Below are 19025 nucleotides of genomic sequence, written 5' to 3' on the forward strand. Positions count from 1 at the left end.
TATTTTGTTATAATAAATGTTAATCTATCCAAGAATTAGGAGTGGTATTTGTGCAGGAAGAATTGTTATTAACTCCAGGCCCTACGCCTGTTGCTAGACGAACATACCAAGCAATGTCGCAAGGTATTATCCCACATCGCACCCAAGCCTTTAAAGATTTAAGTGTTAAAATTCAGAATCGCCTTCAACCATTATTCGGAACTACTCATCCTGTAGTGATTTTAACCGCTTCAGGTACGAGTGCTTTAGAAGCAGCGATGGTCAACTTCGTAGAAGAAGGCGAAAATATCGTCATTATCGTTAGTGGTGTCTTTGGTGGTAAATTCAAAGATATTGCCGAACGTTATAACTACAATGTCCATGTTTACAATGTTGAATGGGGACGTGCCGTTGATCCAGTGGCATTTAAAGATTTCTTAGCAACCATAGATAATGTATCTGCGGTCTTTACTCAAGCATGTGAAACTTCCACTTCTGTACTCCACCCATTGAATGCACTCGGTAAAGTGGTAAAAGATTATAATGCACGAACACTTTTTGTTGTCGATGCTGTAAGTGCCCTAGGTGGTGCGGATATTAATATGAAACGTGACGATATTGATGTCTTAGTCACTGGCAGTCAAAAAGCCTTAATGCTACCACCGGGTCTCGCCTTCGTTGGCATTAACGACCTATCTTATGAAAAACTAAATCAAACACCAGATAAGCGATATTACCTAGATTTAAGAATGTACTTAAAGTCCCTCGAAGATGATTACACACCTCAAACACCAGCAGTGACCTTATATCAAGGTCTGGATGATGTGTTAGCAATGATTGAAGAAGAAGGGTTAGAAGCTATCTTTTCACGCCACAAAAAAATGCAACAGATGATAAGAAGAGGCATAGAAGCTTTAGATTTAGAGCTATTAGTAGAAGAAGCTGATGCTTCACCTACTGTCACAGCTGTAAAATCATCACCTGAAGAAATCACCTTAATTAAAGACAGTTTGTTTAATGACTATGGTATATCCGTTGCTGGCGGTCAAAAAGACCTGTCAGGAAAAATCATACGCATCGGACATATGGGCTTTATGTTCCCGAAAGATATGCTAACCATACTCAGCGCCTTAGAAGATATATTAAGTAAACACAGACAAAAAAACTATTATGGAAAAGCCCTTACTGCCTACGAGGAGAGATGAAATGGTCAAACATAAGGTATTAGTTCTAGACCCTGTGAGCCAAGATGGAATTGAAGAATTAATCGCTCATGATGATTTTATCGTTAGCAGACAAGAAGGTTTATCAGAAGCACAGATCATCGATATCATCAGTGACTTTGAAGCGGTCATTGTCCGTAGCCAAACGACCATGACCAAGAGAATCATCCAGCATGCTCAAAAATTAAAGGTGATTGCGCGCGCAGGTGTTGGCGTTGATAACATTGACATTGATGCAGCGACTCGACATGGCATTATCGTTATCAATGCACCTGAAGGTAACACGATATCTGCAACAGAGCATACGATGGCAATGCTCCTCACCATGGCAAGAGACATACCTGAAGCATATAAAGAACTTACAAGTGGTATATGGAACCGCGGTGCGCATAAGGGCGTTGAACTCCAAGGTAAAACCCTCGGTATTATTGGCGCAGGTAAGATTGGTTTCGGCGTCGCCCGTCGTGCAAAGAGTTTTGGTATGAAAATAGTGGCGTTTGATCCGTACTTATCAGATGAAAAAGCCAATGATAATGAAATTGAAAAAATGGAAGTGGATGAACTCGCAGCAGTCGCAGATTTCGTCACTGTTCATACGCCGCTCACTCCACAAACGAAAAGTCTGATTAACAAAGACTTCTTCAGTAAGGTTAAAGATACAGGAATCTATGTAATCAACGTTGCTCGAGGTGGTATTGTAGATGAAGATGACTTACTAGAAGCACTTGAAGCGGGAATCGTTAACGGGGCTGCCTTGGATGTGTTTGTAACAGAACCTCCAGATAATACAGCTTTAATAGAACACCGCCGGACAGTGGTAACCCCACACCTCGGTGCCTCTACCGTCGAAGCACAAGAAAAAGTTGCTGTAAGTGTATCTAAAGAGATTATTGAGTACTTCTTAGACAACAAAATTACACATGCGGTCAACGCACCTCGTATTTCTAGTTCTGTAACCGAAGAACTGAGACCATATCTGTCTGTCGTTAGGCATCTCGGTCAGTTTGGAATCCAACTCTTAGATGCACCACCACACGAAGTTAAAATCAAGTACTATGGTGATCTTGCAGTTGATGATACGAGTATTCTAACACGTACTTTTGTCAAACATGTCCTAGAACCGCACTTTGCAGATGAGGTAAATATTATCAATGCCCTCTATTATTTAAAAGAGCTCGGCGTGACCTATAATGTTGAAAAGAACCCTAAGGCCGACGGTTACACTAACTATTTAGAAGTCGAACTCATCAACGATAAAGAACACGTCACTATCGGTTCATCCAGTATACCTGGATACGGTGAACGCTTAGTAAAACTAAATCAATACCCGATTGACTTCAAGCCAGAATCTCACATCCTAATTATTGAACACACTGACCGACCAGGTATTATCGGTGAACTCGGTGCTTTGTTAGGTGAAGATCTAGTCAATATCGCTTCCATGCAGCTTGCAAGACAAGTGCGTGAAGGTGATGCGATGGTACTCTTCACCCTAGATAATCAAGTACCGGTTAAGACTCTAGAGAAAATCAAAGACATTAAAAACATTCATCAGGTGCACACTATTATTTTGGATTAGTAATAAGGTCCATCCGTTTCAGTTAACGGATGGACCTCTTTTCGGTGATAAGTCACTTCTGTTTTATTCACTTATGACCATCATCTTCTTTTTTAGTGATAAGTCATTACTTTTTAACTCACTTATCACCATTACCTTCTTTTTTGGTGATAAGTCACTGCTTTTTAACTCACTTATCACCATTACCCTCTTTTTTGGTGATAAGTCATTACTTTTTAACTCACTTATCACCATTACCTTCTTTTTTGGTGATAAGTCACTACTTTTTAACTCACTTATCACCATTACCTTCTTTTTCAGTGATAAGCCACTTCTGTTTTATTCACTTATCAACATTATCACTTCTAATGCTCCAGCTCTTTAATTGCTAAAGGGACATCTAATACATTTTCCATAAGGTGGCTCTCTTTTACACCGAGCTCATAAAATGTGTCTTTTATATCTTCTCCAGTTAGACCAGTTAAGGGGCCTAAGAATGTCGCACCAATCGCCTTTGCACAGTAAAAGTCGGCAACAGAATCCCCTACGATATATATTTGTTCATCACTAACATTATTACCGTTAACTGCTTCTTCGAACATTGTATCGTTGTGCATATAAAAGCTCCATAGATAAGAAAATGGATGTGGCTTAGTCAGTGCATGTTCTACCTCGCTTTTCTCCTGTGCGGCCATAACTTCACTTGCCGTAGAAATTCTACGCTGATCAAAGCACTCATCAAGCCCACCTTGTTCGAAAGGCAGCAACGTTTCTTGTCTCGGACGTCCAGTCGCCACACCAATGGTATATCCCGCTTCCTTAAGCTTTTCTAACATATCAACAATTGACCGGGGCTCAACAATCCACTCTTCATCATGAATGTAACCAGACTTCTCTACTTCTTCTGCAGCCTTCCCTGTATCCGCTTCGACTAAATCACTTCCCAAATACCATTCTTGGTACTTATAGTGACCTAAAGACCATAGTGGTCCATACAAGTGAAAACTTCCTTGATCAGAAAAGCCTTCTAGCTGACTCGCTTTGTCAATTAGCGCCTGGTAAATATCTTCCTTTGAGCTCAAAGTCTCTTTTAAAAATTCGAGTACTTTTTCAGGACGTGCTGTCACGTCTCCCAACATATCTCCAACTTGATTTAAATCGCTCAAGTTCACACCATGTAGATTTAATTTTTCCTGTTCTAAGATGTCTAAATATATGACAGAAAACGTTATAAACAGCATATCCCAATTGGAATTTAGGCCCGCTTCTTTAAAAGATTGTAGGATTCTATCGTTAACAAAAATAGTATTACGGATGTCGGCAATGTCTTCATCCGTATATACTGCTTTAAATTTCCTACCGTCCAAATTTAAATAACGTGGACTGTATAATAATTCTTCAACTGTAAGCGCAGATACATCAAAGCATCGTTCTTCGCTTAAGAATACACCGTCAACATCAAATAAAATTGTGGTCATAATACCACTCCAGTTAATTATTTATATTATATTTTTAAGTTTGCCACAGCCCTTTCTAAATGTCGACTGATTTACCAAATTTTCAGGAAACTCAGACCTTTTATCAATTCTTAAATATATGTTTAAAAAAGCGGTCATTTGTAATATGATTAACGTAGATTGTAAACTTTATATTGAGTTTATTAATTTGTGAATAAGAATGTAAAATTATTATAATTTGGAGGACTTTTTATGTCTCTTAGTCCAATGGAAGTTATCTTTATGTTCCTCGGCGGACTCGGTATCTTCTTGTATGGTATTAAACAGATGGGGGACGGTCTTCAAGCCGCCGCAGGTGACAGATTAAGAGAAATCTTAAATCGTATGACTTCTAACCCTATCAAAGGTGTACTTGCTGGTATCATTGTAACTGTCTTAATACAAAGTAGTTCAGGTACAACAGCAATAACAATTGGTCTTGTCAGTGCTGGGTTTCTAACACTCAGACAAGCCATCGGCATTATTTTAGGGGCAAACATCGGTACAACAATCACAGCATTTATTATTGGTTTAGACGTTGGAGCGTACTCACTTCCAATTTTGGCTTTGGGTTCATTTTTATTATTCTTCTTTAAGAGTAACCAAGTAATCAATATTGGTCGTGTTTTATTTGGTTTTGGTGCCTTATTCTATGGCTTAGAACTCATGGGAGATGGCGTAAAACCACTAGCAGATTTACAATACTTTAAGGACTTAATGCTGGCAATGAGCGATAACTCATTCCTTGGATTAGCAGTTGGTGTCATTCTAACTGTTGTAGTACAAAGTTCTAGTGCGACAATCGCGATTCTGCAAAATTTCTATGCGAATGATCTAATAGATTTACAAGCAGCACTTCCCATACTTCTTGGGGATAATATCGGAACAACAATTACAGCTATATTAGCCGCCTTAGTCGGTTCAATTGCCGCCAAACGTGCAGCTATGGTACACGTCATGTTTAATGTAATCGGTGCTACAATATTCATGATACTAATGCCATTCTTTGTTATATACGTGGAGCAACTACAAGGTTTACTTGCTTTAAATAAACCAATGACCATTGCCTTTGCTCATGGGTCATATAACTTTATAAACACATTAATACACATACCGTTTGTTGGTGTCCTTGCTTGGATTGTGATTAAGATTGTTCCAGGTAGAGATTTCTCGGAAGACTTCAAACCTAAACATCTCGATCCACTACTTTTAAAACAATCACCGAATATTGCAATTCAATCAGCACAAAGTGAAATTAAAAACCTAGGTGAACTTGTCCTCAGTACTTTACAAGATGCACGTCGTTATAGTGACAAAGAAGATGCGAAACTTTATAAGCAAATCGAAGACAAGATAAACGTCACATCAACTTTACAAGATAGCATCCGTAATTATTTATTAGACATTACTAAATATGAAGTATCGCAAGAAGATACTGAACGTATCAGTACCTTACTTGAAATTTCTCGTATTTTAACAAAAGTTTCTACTCAAGCACATAATCTGGCTAACCAATACCATATTAAATACGAAGAAAAAATTGAGTTATCAGATGAAGCTAAAGAAGGACTTGAACATCTTTACAATCACGTATACGAATCATTTACGTTAGCGCTCGATTCAATAGATATATATAATCCACAAACACTTGAACATATCGTTAGATTAAGTCAGAAATCCAATCGTATAGAAAACAAACTTCGTAAAGAGCACATCAAACGCCTATCAAGAGGTGAATGCTCAACTGATGGTGGTATGCTTTACGTTGAATTAATTTCTAATCTAGAACGTATTGGTTATAATGCTAGAAATATTTCTGAAACTAACTTAAGTACAGGTGTAGACGAATTCACTGAAGACTTCACAGTTTACGATTAAACTTAATACAGAGACTAAAAAGTCATAAAATAAACCCACTCTTAGATTATTTCTAAGTGTGGGTTTATCTGTATTGAGTATATCCTTAATACTGGTCTAGATAGTGCTCTAATTCCCAATCGGATACGTTAGAACGATAACCATCCCATTCTACAAGTTTGTGCTCATAGAAAGCTTTAAAGAGGTGTTCACCAAGTGCTTCTTTAACAAGTTCACTATCACGCATTTCTTTAAGTGCATTATATAGCGTAGATGGTAAATCTTCTACACCGTTCTGAACACGTTCTTCACGAGTTAACTCATATAAATTAAGGTCGATCGGCTCTTGTAATTCCAATTTGTTTTTAATGCCATCTAAACCGGCCTTTAAAATAACTGCTAAGGCAAGATATGGATTCGCTGATGGATCTACAGAACGCACTTCTACACGAGTTGATAAGCCACGTGAAGAAGGAATTCTCATTAATGGTGAGCGATTACGTTTAGACCAAGCAATATAACTTGGTGCTTCGTAGCCAGGCACAAGTCTCTTGTAAGAGTTAACAAGTGGGTTTGTCACTGCAGTGAAGCTTCTGACGTGTTTTAAAACTCCAGCCATAAAGTATTTCATGTCTTGACTCAAACCATCTTCAGCAGATTCATCAAAGAATGCATTCTCTTTTCCTTTAAACAATGAAACGTTAAAGTGCATCCCATTACCGTTAATTCCAAATAACGGTTTTGGCATGAATGTCGCATGTAAGTTATGTTTTCTAGCTACTGTTTTTACGACAAGTTTAAATGTTTGGATGTTATCACAGGCAGAAATTGCATCAGCATACTTAAAGTCTATTTCATGCTGACCTTCAGCAACTTCATGGTGTGATGCTTCAATATCAAAGCCCATATCCTCTAACTCAATGACAATATCTCTACGGCAGTTTTCACCTGAATCAGTCGGTGCTAAATCAAAGTACCCACCGTGGTCGTTAAGTTCAGTTGTCGGCTTCCCATTTTCATCCAATTTAAATAAAAAGAACTCAGGTTCTGGCCCGAGATTGAAAGATGTATAGCCCATGTCAGTCATTTCTTTAAGTACAGATTTTAAGTTTGTACGAGGATCACCTTCAAATGGCGTTCCGTCAATCTTATATACATCACAAATTATGCGTGCCACTTTGTCACCTTTTGACGTCGTCCAGGGGAAAACTGTCCAAGTTGTTAGATCTGGCACAAGATACATATCTGATTCGTGGATACGTGTGAACCCTTCAATTGAAGAGCCATCGAACATCATTTGGCCATCAAGGGCTTTATCCAGTTGACTAAATGGAACCTCAACGTTTTTAATTGTTCCCAAAATATCTGAGAATTGTAGTCGGATAAACCTCACGTTTTCTTCTTTAGCGGCATTGATAATTTGTTCTCTTGTTATACTTTCCATAACTCACACCCTTTATAAGATTTGGACCTAGGTCCTTAAAAACTCATGTGAAAATGTTACCACAAGTAAATATCAACCGCAATTAGTATATATAAAATAAAAGAGAAGGAGTCCCACACTCCTTCTCTAAAATGTTTTAGAAAACACCTAAAATATTTACGATAAATATAAAAAGAATAATCGCAGGCAGAATGTATTTTAACATAAACATCCACGCTAAAAATACACCGTAATACTTACCACCCTTAGTTAAATTGAACTGTTCCATTGTCAGGTTTTTATCCATGATATGCCCGACAAAAATAGAAGAGAACAAGGCACCAACTGGGAGTAAAATATTAGAGACTAAAAAGTCCGCGTTATCAAAAATAGTTCCGGCAAAGAATTGTACATCATTTAGCACACCTTCAGATAGAGCAGAAGGTATACCAATCATGAAGACAATCAATGCATATAAATAAGTTACTTTCTTACGATGTTTTTGATCACCTTTTAATGTATTAGCTACGTTGATTTCAATCATTGAGAACGATGAGGTTAACGTTGCGAATAAGAATGCTATTAAGAACATCAAATAGAAAATAATACCGAACGGAATGGCATTAAAGATTTCTGGTAGGACTATAAAGACTAAACCAGGTCCTTCGACACTTTCCATATTAAATGACGCAATTGCAGGAAAAATCGCTAAACCAACCATCACAGAGACAGCGATATTCATTATTACAATGTATCCTGCAGATTTCGGCAGGCTTTCATCACCTTTTAAATAAGATGAATATGTTATCATTTGTGTGATTCCGACACTCAATGCGAAGAATGATTGACCAAGCGCAAACATTACTGCATTAGCATTTAATTCACCAAAATTTGGTGTTAAGAAATACTTTACACCCTCAAATGCACCCGGTAGGGTAAGAGACCGAATAATGATAAATAAAAATAAAATAAATAGCAAAGGCATCATGATTTTAGAAGCACGTTCTAAGCCTCTTTGAATCCCTTGTGCAACGACGAAGGCAGTAATAAAGATAAATACGCCTTGCCCTAAGACTGCAAACAATGGATTACTAATAACCTCTCCTAAAAGTGTGCCGTAGTCTTCAACAACATATAAACCGAGTAAATCCATTAATGCAATGACAAGATAGATTAAAATCCATCCACCAATCACACTGTAAAAGGATAAGAGTACCATTGTACCTAGATGGCCTAACCACCCGAATATTCGTAAGCTTTTCTTACCACTTAAGTATTCAAATCCATCTATTGCATTCCGTCTTGATGCCCGACCGATGACAAATTCACTTATTAATAACGGCAAACCGATGAGGATGGTAAATAATAGAAAGACAAATAAAAACGCGCCTCCACCATGTTCAGCAGTCATATAAGGGAATCTCCATACCGCTCCGAGACCAATAGCAGAACCTGCTGCAGCAAGGACGAAACCAAGTTTCGAGTTCCAGTTATTCTCTGACAAATTTATACCTCTTTTCAATACTAATGTTGGTATTCTACCATATATGTGAAACAAATAATATAACAAAAAAAGCTGAAAGAGTTAACAACTCTTCCAGCTAGTATACTCATTTTTACTTTAGTTCGGATTGTCTTCTAATTCTGGGATAGATTTCTCTAGATATTGACGGTCTTTATTTGCATTAAAATGATCGGCTTTCTCCATTTTAACATCTGTAACATAGTCCGGCATTTCTACGAAGCTTTCGTAGATTCCTTTTTCTACTAAGAAGTTACCTTCTGGGAAGTGCGCTCCAATATTACCTTCTTTAATGTCCGCATAACGAACGAATCCTTGGAAGACACCATTCTTGTTGTAAAGTACGACCGCTTCACCGTTTTCTAAACCTTCTTTACTCGCATCTTTCTCATTAACTAAGACGTCATAACGTCCCATAGCATTGAATGCGTCATTTTCACCGTAGATCATTGCGTTAAATTGTTTACCACGTCTCATCAACAATTTAAACTCTCCAGCTTTCTTATTGTTGTCTGGAATATCCATAGTAATTAAGTTCGCTCTACCATCTGGTGTCGGGCAAACGCCGCCTTCACATAACCATGCACCACCGTACTGGTAAACATCTCCAGCTTTCTTAAGATATTGAACACCATCATATTGTGGGTTACCCTTAGCGATTTCATTACGGATATCTTGACCTGATTGGAAATCAATTAGGTGAGATTCTTCCGGTTTAACACGTTTAGCAAGGTCTACATAGATTTGCCATTCACTTCTAGCTTCAGCAATTCTGTTGCGGTTACCTTCGATTTCAGGTGAGAAGTAAATCATTCTCTCAGTTGATGTAGATAAACCACCGCCGTCTTGCTCATAACGTGTTTTAGCAGGTAATACAACAACTGCTTCTTTCGCATCAAGTAGCGTAGATGTGTTTAGGATAATATCTTGGTGCACACGAATATCTAGGTTTTCTAAAGCCTTAGCGACGAAGTTTGGATCTGGCATCGTTTCTAAGAAGTTACCACCAGACATGTAGTAAAGTTTAAGTTTTTTCTCATTATCATCAGGTAGCATTGAGTTTTCAATTGTTACACCAACACTGTCCCCTGGCCACTCTGGAAGTTTGAAGCCCCAAAGGTCTTCAATACGTTTACGGTTTTCATCATTATAATCTCCACCAGGTAAGGAGAATGGATCTGCACCCATTTCACCTGATCCTTGCACTGAAGAGTGTCCACGAAGTGGCATAAGGCCTTTGTTCTTACCGCCTAACCAACCACGTAGTAAGGCAAGGTTAGCAACTTGTGAAATGTTGTCTGTTGCGTGTTTGTGCATTGTTAGACCAAGTGCCCAAACCATAACACCATTTTTAGCTTTAGCAAGAATGTTTGAAAACTCGATGATTTTCTCTTTAGACACACCAGATGATGCAACAATCTCATCCCAGCTCTGGCTCATCGCATTCTCTTTCATATCCTCATAGTTGTTAACGTGTTCTTTAACGAATTCATGGTTGATTGCTGAACCTGGATTCTGTTCTTCAAGATCAAACCAGTGTTTCATTACACCGTGCATTAAAGCGATGTCTCCGCCAATGTTTACTTCGTAGAATTCATCCGCAATTTCTGTACCGAATAAGGCAGATTCAACCACTGAAGGTACCCAATAGTTTTCCATTGCTGGTTCTCTATAAGGGTTAATTACAATGATTTTTGCACCGCGTTTTTTAGCTTCCATCATATATTTAGTTGATACTGGTGAAGCATTTGAAGCCACACTACCCCAGAATACTAATACATCTGTACCTAACCAGTCTTGGTAGTTACAAGTTGATGCCCCAACACCAACTGAACGCTTCATTGCTGATTTACTTGGTGAGTGACAGATACGTGATGCGTTATCAATGTGGTTTGTTTCTAAGTAACGCGCAATTTTTGCAGCGACGTAATATGACTCGTTTGTAATACCACGACTTGTTAAATAGAACGCATATTGAAGTGGATCTAATTCTTTCATTTTGTCAGCAATCGTATTCATAGCTTCATCCCAAGAAACTCTAATGAATTTACGATCACCTTTACGACGAATCATTGGATAAGGAATACGACCAAGTTCACGTAATTCCGTACTGTCCATCTTGCGTAACTCATCTATGTCCTGGTGTAAAATTTCAGGTTTGATTGGCGGTGCTGTATTTAAACGTAGAACGTTAAAGCGTGTTGTACACATATGTGGCCCGTTTAATGTTTGGTCTTGTAAACCAGATACACCTAGTGCACAGCCATCACACACACCTTTTAATATAATGTTCTTAGCATAGTTCAAGTTGTCCCTGTTTTTCCAAACAATCTTAGCTGTATCTCTCATGTGATGTGGTTTAACTTTTGTTAAACCGAATGGAACAGGACTGACCCATAGTTTCGGATCCCAACGTTTAGTCTTGTTTATAGGACCCGGGTGAAGAGTTTTCCCCATGATTACACTCCCTCTATATTATAATAATTCCATTGTACACTATTATTAATCTTTGCTCAGACCCTGTGCTCATTTTTTACTTTAAGCTTTCTTATATCAAATCTTATGATAATCGAAATGATTAGTGCGACAAGGAACATAGCCACAAAGATATAAAGTGACAAGGCATAACTTTGTGTTGCTTCATAGATTTCTGCAACAATAAACGGCCCTGCTAAACCAGCCGCTGCCCATGCTGTTAAAATATAACCATGGATGGCACCAAGCTGTTTCGTTCCAAAAATATCGCCAATGTAAGCAGGAATTGCTGAGAATCCACCACCATAACAAGTAATCATGATGAATAGTAAGATTTGGAATAGTATCCCGTTTGTTGTAAACGGTAAAATTGCGAAGACCCCAATCTGTAACACAAAGAAGATTGTGTATAGATTCGGACGACCAATATAATCGGAAATAGATGCCCAAATTAAGCGTCCAGCCCCGTTGAATACACCCATAATCCCCACCATGACTGTTGCTGCACCTGCAGAAAGGCCAGCAATTTCAACCCCCATTGGGCTCGCAACAGCCAGTATAGCAATCCCACATGTGACGTTGATGAATAACATCAACCATAAGAAGTAAAACCGCTTAGTTTTTATAGCTTCATTTGCAGTAAGTTGTGCTAAGTCTTTACTCGCTGTTTTTGTTTCTTCTATAACTACACCAGCTGGTACATAACCTTCTGGCGGTTTCTCTAAATAAAGACTCGCAACTAACATAATAACAAAATAAATGGCACCTAAAATAAAGAAGGTATTTGGTAAACCGACGGACTCAATAAGAAAACGCATGACTGGACTCGCGATCATCGCAGCAAAACCAAAGCCCATAATTGCCAATCCTGTTGCCATACCACGTCGATCTGGGAACCATTTAACAAGTGTGGATACCGGTGTAATGTAACCAATACCTAGACCGATGCCCCCAAGCACACCGTATCCAACATATAACAACCATAGCATTTCTAACTGAATTCCAAAACCTGCTGTAATCATCCCTAAAGCAAAGAACACTGTAGATACTAACCCCGATTTCCTCGGCCCCTTGGCTTCTACAAAATGTCCCATGAAAGCTGCTGATCACCCCAAAAACAAAATAGCAATACTAAAAGTAAACGATACTTGGCTCAGTGACCATCCGATAGATTCTTGTAAAGGCGTTGTAAATACACTCCATGCGTAGACAGAGCCGATTGAGATATGTATTCCCACACCTGCAAGCGCTATCAACCAACGGTTTTTCTTTGTCTCCATTTTTATTCCCCCTGTTTGTTTGACGAAGTTCCGAAAATTGAAATTTCATCTTAGTTGTGATTATATTAAGAAAAACGGATATTTACAATATGTTTCGATTAGGAGAAATTAAAATGGAAATCGTAACAAAAAATACGATAAGACGGTATGACGATGGGAAGTTTACTGAAGTAGAAGATACGATAGCAGAAGAGTTTCCTTTAACAATATATTTAAATGATGTAGAGTTTGCAACTTTAGTATGTTCACCCGATGATTTAGAAGAACTTGTCATTGGTTTCTTAGCATCAGAGGGTGCACTCCGGTCGTTTAAAGAAATCGAATCGATGAACATGGATGAGCGAGGTGGCTTTTGTCATGTTAAGATTTCAAGAGAACTCCCTAAAAATTTCGGCGACTTCTCAAAACGTGTAATCGGATCATGCTGTGGGAAAAGTCGTCAGTTCTATTTCCAAGCCGACGTGGAAACTTCTAAATTCTCACTGTCAGATACAAAGATCACACCAGACCAATGCATTAGTTTGATGAAAGAAATGCAGAATGCAAGTACAATTTTTAAGGATACAGGTGGTATCCATAACGCAAGTATCGCCTCACCAGATGGGACGATCATTCATAAAGGGGATATCGGCCGACACAATGCTCTAGATAAGTTATACGGTCACTGTTTACAAAACAACATCTCAGTCAAAGATAAAATCATTGTCTTTAGTGGAAGAATTTCATCAGAAGTACTCACCAAGGCATCTAAAATCGGTGTGGGTATTGTTCTAAGCAAGTCTGCACCAACTGATTTAGCAATCAATCTTGCTAATGATTTAAATATTACCGCTGCAGGCTTTATACGTGGTAGTTCATTTAACGTGTATAGTCATCCTTGGCGCATTGTTGGTGCTGATGATGTAGAGTAAAAGGGTGAGACTTAGGTCTCACCCTTTATTCTATATAGTTATCCTTATCAAGTTCACCGTGCTCTAGACCTAGGGCATTGTAGTGCCCATTCATAAGTTGTGCAATTTTTTCCGCCCAGGCGATATCTGTCGCGTAAAGATGTGTACCTGGATTCTCTGGATTCCATCTCATCCTATATAATGTGTTTTGATTGTTGTTGATATAATTCTTCCTAATAAATTCTGCTCCACCATCAATGGCACGCGCTGGTGCAGACCAATTCGCTTGCTCAGCATAAGACGACCCTTCTAAAACAGCATCATGGTCAAAAGCCCCAATGCCAAAAAAGTTATAGTAAACCGTATCATTAACTTGGATTCCTGAAGCGAGTTCAGACTGGCCATGACCAGTTTCTAAGGTCGCATGAGCGATTAAGTATATTGCATTAACTTGATGATTTTGCTCTGCATCATAAAATGCCTGACCTTCTCCCTCTAGGATGCCTTTACCTTCTAGTTCCTCATTTAATTGCTCTACAGTTGCACCAGATAATTCATCTAATCGGAGAAACTGATAATCATTACTATTATTCATGTTCATAGCATTTTTAATATCATTATCATTCGCCTGTTCTGTCGTTTCATCTACAAGTTTTAAGTCAGTTGTATCATTAGAAATCTGCATACTTACCGCTTCTTCAAAGGTATACGTATGAATCTCCTCCTCATCAAACAGTGACGTTTCAGACACTATAAATGCGAATACAAATAGTGCCATGACGATAATCAGTAATATAAATGGTATATTCTCTTTTACCCTATCCATGAACGTCCTCCAAAAATAAATGAGACTGACAATGTCAGTCTCATTCTCATGTTATCAGTATATTGTATTATCCGGTCCTTAATCAAACAACACTTTTTCAAGTTGCTTTAACTTCTCCTGACTTTCTGCATCAAGAGATTCGATAGTTATACGATGCTCAAGAAGATCGGTTGCTTCTTCAAGAGAAATACCAATCGCTTCACTAATCTGATATGCAGTTAAATTGCCTTTTAAAATGTTAAAATCTGTCTCCATAATATCACCTGTCTTAAAGATTCTAAATTATCAAGAGCTAAACTAGCATACAAAAATCGTACCCACGTCTATTTGTGTATTTATGAAGCTCAAGACAAAAACGCTGCGTATTAGTGAATTTTTTTACTAGTAGATTCATTAAACTACATAATTCATTGCTTTTCAAGTTGACTTTATGAATTATTACAAACAGTTTACATTTTCATAGTATCATACCTGCAATAAAACCTGTAATGACAACTGGAATATTTAAAAAGATAAATGTAGGAACGCACGTATCCCATATATGATCATGTTGACCATCGACGTTTAAGCCTGCCGTTGGACCAAGGGTAGAATCAGACGCTGGACTACCTGCATCACCTAGAACACCAGCAGTACCGACAATTGCAATTATCGCTGACATCGACAGACCAAGTTCAGCACCCATCGGGACAAAAATCGCTGCAATAATTGGTAAGGTCGCAAATGATGAACCGATCCCCATCGTCACGACTAGGCCAACAATCATCATACCAAGTACAATAAATGCCTTATTATCTCCAAGTATATCAGAAATACTGTTAACCAGTGGTGTCACATCTCCAGTCTCATTAATGACGCCAGCAAAACCGTTAGCTGCTAACATTACCATTCCAATATACGCCATAATCTTAATGCCGTTGACAAGCTCGGTATCAAGTTCCGACCATTTAAATCTGAATGACAAGAAGAAAATCATAATTCCACCGAGCGCACCAAAGATCATAGAATCAGTATAGAACTGTACAGTAAAGGTAACGATAATAGCAATAATCGCTGTCACAATAGTGCTAGCACTGACTCTTATTTTCTTTGTAGCTAGCTCACTTTCTTTATCAATATACTTACGTGATTTTCTAAAATACCAAGTCGCGATAATTAAACCGAATATAAAACCAGATGCTGGTATCAACATATTTGGTGCAACATCTTGAAAGCTGATTTCTACACCTGCATTGCTAAAACTTTTTACGATTGTATTTTGAAAAATTTGTCCGTAACCAAAAGGTACTATCGCATAGGTAAATGTCAAACCGAATGTAAGTACGATTGCAAGCAATCTTCTGTCTATTTCCAATTCATTAAACAAGCTAATTAAAGGTGGAATTAGTATAGGTATAAAGGCAATATGTACAGGAACTAGATTCTGACTCATCATTGCGATAATTAACAAGGCCAATACGATTGAAATTTTCGCAATAACTCTCGCTTTTTTCGTTTGACTACGTTGTAGTATAGATAGGATTTTATCCACCAAGACATCTGTAATCCCACTGTATGCTATCAGGGCAGCAAATCCACCGAGCAAAGCGTAACTTAGGGCAATTTCTGACCCTTGAACAATACCGCCTGTAAACACAGTAATTACTTCATTTAAATTCATACCTGCTATTAAGCCACCGGCTATCGCTCCGATAAATAACGCTAAAATAACGTTAAGCTTACACAGGCTTAAGACCACCATAATTAAGATGGCGATTAAAACTGAGTTCATTCTTTCTCCTCCATAATTTTTTTGATAATTTAGATATTGACTACAAATCGCTTTCACTGATACATTGTATATTATTAATCACTGGGAAACGGAAGGTGCATTCCATATGCCTATTAAAATAATTGAGGGCTTACCTGTTAGAAAACAATTGCAACAGGAACAAGTATATACCATAGAATCGTCACGCGCGATATCTCAAGACATTCGTCCACTAAAAATTCTTATCTTAAATTTAATGCCCCTGAAGGAAACAACCGAGCTGCAGTTGTTGCGCCTACTTGGCAACTCTCCCTTACAAGTCGATATCGATTTTTTACATATGTCCACTCACAAAAGTAAAAATACACCGACCTCATATCTACAAAAGTATTATAAGACACATGATGAAATAAAAAATGAATACTTTGATGGTTTAATCGTTACTGGTGCGCCAGTTGAGAAGTTTGATTTCGACAAGGTTGCTTACATCAATGAACTTAGAAAAGTAGTCGATTGGGCACAAACCCATGTCTTTAGCCGCTTTTATATTTGTTGGGGCGCACAATTCGCTTTAAACTACTATCACAATATCGATAAACTTCACTTAGACGAAAAACTTTTCGGCATCTTTGACTATCACAACGTCTTACCTAGCCACCCTTACATTCGTGGTTTTGATGACATCTATCAAGTTCCACAATCTAGACATACTAAAGTAGATGAAAAACAGGTGAGGGCTGTTGAGGACTTAGAAATTCTGTCCGAACATCCGCTTTTCGGACCGGATATTATCACTTCTACTAATCAAAGAGATTTATTCATTTTCGGTCACTTAGAGTACGACCGTGATACGCTTAAAAAAGAGTATGACCGTGACATAGAATCTGGTACAAATATTCAGCCACCACATAATTATTACCCGGGTGATAACCCAAAAGAAAAACCAATGTTTCAGTGGCGAAGCCATGGTCATCTTCTCTTTAACAACTGGCTAAATGAAACTTATCAAAATACGCTTTATGATCTTACTAAACTTCATGAGTTAAAATAAGAAACTGCTGCAACGAACCTGCAGCAGTTTTTTGTTAGCATGTTTTTGTAACCTTATTATTTAACGCTTCACGCTGTCTAGTTCTTGAGAGTTCCATGAGGCGTTTAGTGAATTCACGAGCGTATTTATCTAACGTATGGTCTTTTAGATAAGTTACATTTTTCTCAATGACCTTATCTTCACGTGCTTGATCTAAGACAGGAATATTATTCGCACGTTTATAGTCTGCAATTTCCCTTGTTACATTCATTCTTTCTTCAAACAATTTCATAAGTTGGCGGTCAATACGATCGATTTCATTGCGTAACTCTTCATGTTTCCCCATGGTAAACCTCCTCTATTATTTCGTTAGGATTGGACTATCAATTGTTTTACCTTCAAGTTCCAACAGGACATTTATTGACTGCATTAATTCAGAGAACTCTGCAGGTGTTAAACATTGTTGCCCGTCACTCCAAGCATTCTCTGGATCTTCATGAACTTCGATTTGTAAACCACTTGCACCCGCAACGACTGCAGATTTTGCCATTGAAGGAATAACATATCTTGTACCTGCAGCATGGGATGGATCAACAATAATAGGTAGATGAGATTCCTTTTGTACTACCGGTACAGCTTGAATATCTAAAGTATTACGTGTCGCTGTTTCAAATGTTCTGATACCACGTTCAACAAGTACTACATTTTCATTCCCACCAGCCATGATGTACTCAGCTGACATTAACCATTCTTGAATTGTTGCCGACATTCCACGTTTTAAGTAAATCGGTTTGTTCGTTTGACCTAAGGCTTTAAGTAAATCAAAGTTTTGCATATTTCTCGCACCAATTTGGATGACATCCACCATATCAACGAATGTATCAAGATGGTCTGTACCCATGAGTTCAGAAACAATTGGTAATCCTGTTTCTTTCTTTGCTTCATTTAGAATTTTTAAGCCTTCGACACCAAGCCCCTGGAAACTATATGGTGATGTTCTAGGTTTGAATGCACCACCGCGCAGTGAATTTGCACCTGCTTCTTTAAGTTTAATTGCAAGTTCCACTGTGCTGTCTAGATCTTCAACAGAGCAAGGTCCTGCACACATCATAAAATGATCTGCCCCGACTTTAACACCATTACCAATATCAATTACACTATCTTCTTCTTTAAAACTCCTGTTTGCTTTCTTATATGGCTTTTGAATTCTGTACACCCCGTCCACGATACTGTATTTTTTAAAATCATTTTCAGAGACTTTGGATGTATCGCCGATTAGACCGATGATTGTTCTTCTTTCACCATCAGAACGGTGCACTCTAAAACCCGCATTTTCTACTGCTGTAACCAATGTCTGAATGTCATTTTCCTTTGCGTCACGTTTTACATGAATAATCATAAATATAGCCTCCTAATAATTTTAAAAATAAAACTGCCACTTAACTTTAAAGATAAGTGGCAGTAGGTATAAAAAAATATATTAGAAGTCCCGACCTCTAGCCACTTATTTTTAAGTAAATGGCTAGACATTACAAAATCTTCAGCCATCATTGATACAAACAATTTGTTTTACGTTTGTACAAATGATGAGTACAAACGGTATCAAAAATAGCTAAAGTAAAGCGTGTTATTTGGTTGTATAATCTTGTGGGTTAACATAATAACCGCTCCTTGTAATGTATTTGATAGTTATTATAGACTCGCACTTTTCGTTTG

14 protein-coding genes and 1 pseudogene are annotated in these 19025 nt (G+C 38.0%); 5 read left to right on the plus strand and 10 right to left on the minus strand.

Annotated features, from left to right (window positions below):
* Positions 1-50: 50 nt before the first annotated feature.
* Together V6E76_RS01615 and serA are read left to right on the plus strand one after the other, a co-directional pair.
* Positions 51-1184: a pyridoxal-phosphate-dependent aminotransferase family protein gene (locus tag V6E76_RS01615; RefSeq protein WP_247348343.1), complete on the plus strand. Its 1134-nt coding sequence runs from the start codon at positions 51-53 to the stop codon at positions 1182-1184.
* A 1-nt stretch (position 1185) separates the two neighbouring features.
* Positions 1186-2781 (plus strand): phosphoglycerate dehydrogenase, encoded by a 1596-nt coding sequence (gene serA, locus V6E76_RS01620; RefSeq protein WP_247348346.1) that lies wholly within the window; start codon positions 1186-1188, stop codon positions 2779-2781.
* A 344-nt stretch (positions 2782-3125) separates the two neighbouring features.
* Here the strand turns inward: serA and V6E76_RS01625 are convergent, their stop codons facing one another.
* Positions 3126-4238 carry an HAD family hydrolase gene (locus V6E76_RS01625; RefSeq protein WP_247348366.1) on the minus strand — a complete coding sequence of 371 codons (1113 nt, stop codon included), beginning with the start codon at positions 4236-4238 and terminating at the stop codon, positions 3126-3128.
* Between the two features lie 231 nt (positions 4239-4469).
* Between V6E76_RS01625 and V6E76_RS01630 the strand changes: the two genes are divergently transcribed.
* Positions 4470-6134, plus strand: coding sequence for a Na/Pi cotransporter family protein (locus V6E76_RS01630; protein WP_247348368.1), 1665 nt, complete (start codon positions 4470-4472; stop codon positions 6132-6134).
* A gap of 85 nt (positions 6135-6219) precedes the next feature.
* Here V6E76_RS01630 and glnA read toward each other — a convergent pair whose 3' ends face one another.
* From glnA to V6E76_RS01650, 4 genes and pseudogenes are all read right to left on the minus strand, one after another.
* Entirely contained in the window at positions 6220-7557 is a 1338-nt protein-coding gene (gene glnA, locus V6E76_RS01635; protein ID WP_247348370.1) for a type I glutamate--ammonia ligase, read from the minus strand.
* A gap of 136 nt (positions 7558-7693) precedes the next feature.
* A complete protein-coding gene (locus V6E76_RS01640; protein ID WP_247348525.1) occupies positions 7694-9046 on the minus strand; it encodes a sodium-dependent transporter in 1353 nt (450 codons plus the stop codon).
* A gap of 111 nt (positions 9047-9157) precedes the next feature.
* On the minus strand, positions 9158-11515 hold the full coding sequence (locus V6E76_RS01645; RefSeq protein WP_247348373.1) for an FdhF/YdeP family oxidoreductase: 2358 nt from the start codon (positions 11513-11515) through the stop codon (positions 9158-9160).
* Between the two features lie 56 nt (positions 11516-11571).
* Positions 11572-12813 (minus strand): annotated as a pseudogene (locus V6E76_RS01650) (L-lactate MFS transporter).
* A gap of 113 nt (positions 12814-12926) precedes the next feature.
* Between V6E76_RS01650 and fdhD the strand changes: the two are divergent.
* Positions 12927-13724, plus strand: coding sequence for a formate dehydrogenase accessory sulfurtransferase FdhD (gene fdhD, locus V6E76_RS01655; protein ID WP_247348375.1), 798 nt, complete (start codon positions 12927-12929; stop codon positions 13722-13724).
* Positions 13725-13749: 25 nt separating this feature from the next.
* On the opposite strand, the gene V6E76_RS01660 is transcribed toward fdhD, so the two are convergent.
* The 3 genes from V6E76_RS01660 to V6E76_RS01670 form a co-directional block, all read right to left on the minus strand.
* Positions 13750-14529, minus strand: a complete 780-nt coding sequence (locus tag V6E76_RS01660) for an N-acetylglucosaminidase (RefSeq protein ID WP_247348377.1) — start codon at positions 14527-14529, stop codon at positions 13750-13752.
* A gap of 78 nt (positions 14530-14607) precedes the next feature.
* Positions 14608-14784: a hypothetical protein gene (locus V6E76_RS01665; RefSeq protein ID WP_247348379.1), complete on the minus strand. Its 177-nt coding sequence runs from the start codon at positions 14782-14784 to the stop codon at positions 14608-14610.
* Positions 14785-14986: 202 nt separating this feature from the next.
* Entirely contained in the window at positions 14987-16300 is a 1314-nt protein-coding gene (locus V6E76_RS01670; protein ID WP_247348382.1) for a Na+/H+ antiporter NhaC family protein, read from the minus strand.
* A gap of 106 nt (positions 16301-16406) precedes the next feature.
* Here V6E76_RS01670 and V6E76_RS01675 point away from each other — a divergent pair, with 106 nt between their 5' ends.
* The gene (locus V6E76_RS01675) at positions 16407-17330 is read left to right on the plus strand and encodes a homoserine O-succinyltransferase (RefSeq protein WP_247348384.1); all 924 of its coding nucleotides are present in this window, start codon (positions 16407-16409) and stop codon (positions 17328-17330) included.
* A gap of 34 nt (positions 17331-17364) precedes the next feature.
* Here V6E76_RS01675 and V6E76_RS01680 read toward each other — a convergent pair whose 3' ends face one another.
* Entirely contained in the window at positions 17365-17655 is a 291-nt protein-coding gene (locus tag V6E76_RS01680; protein WP_247348387.1) for a chorismate mutase, read from the minus strand.
* Positions 17656-17670: 15 nt separating this feature from the next.
* Positions 17671-18708: a 3-deoxy-7-phosphoheptulonate synthase gene (gene aroF / locus V6E76_RS01685; protein ID WP_247348389.1), complete on the minus strand. Its 1038-nt coding sequence runs from the start codon at positions 18706-18708 to the stop codon at positions 17671-17673.
* Positions 18709-19025: the final 317 nt, after the last annotated feature.

The sequence above is a fragment of the Jeotgalicoccus huakuii genome (genome assembly GCF_036665975.1).
Classification (GTDB): domain Bacteria; phylum Bacillota; class Bacilli; order Staphylococcales; family Salinicoccaceae; genus Jeotgalicoccus; species Jeotgalicoccus marinus.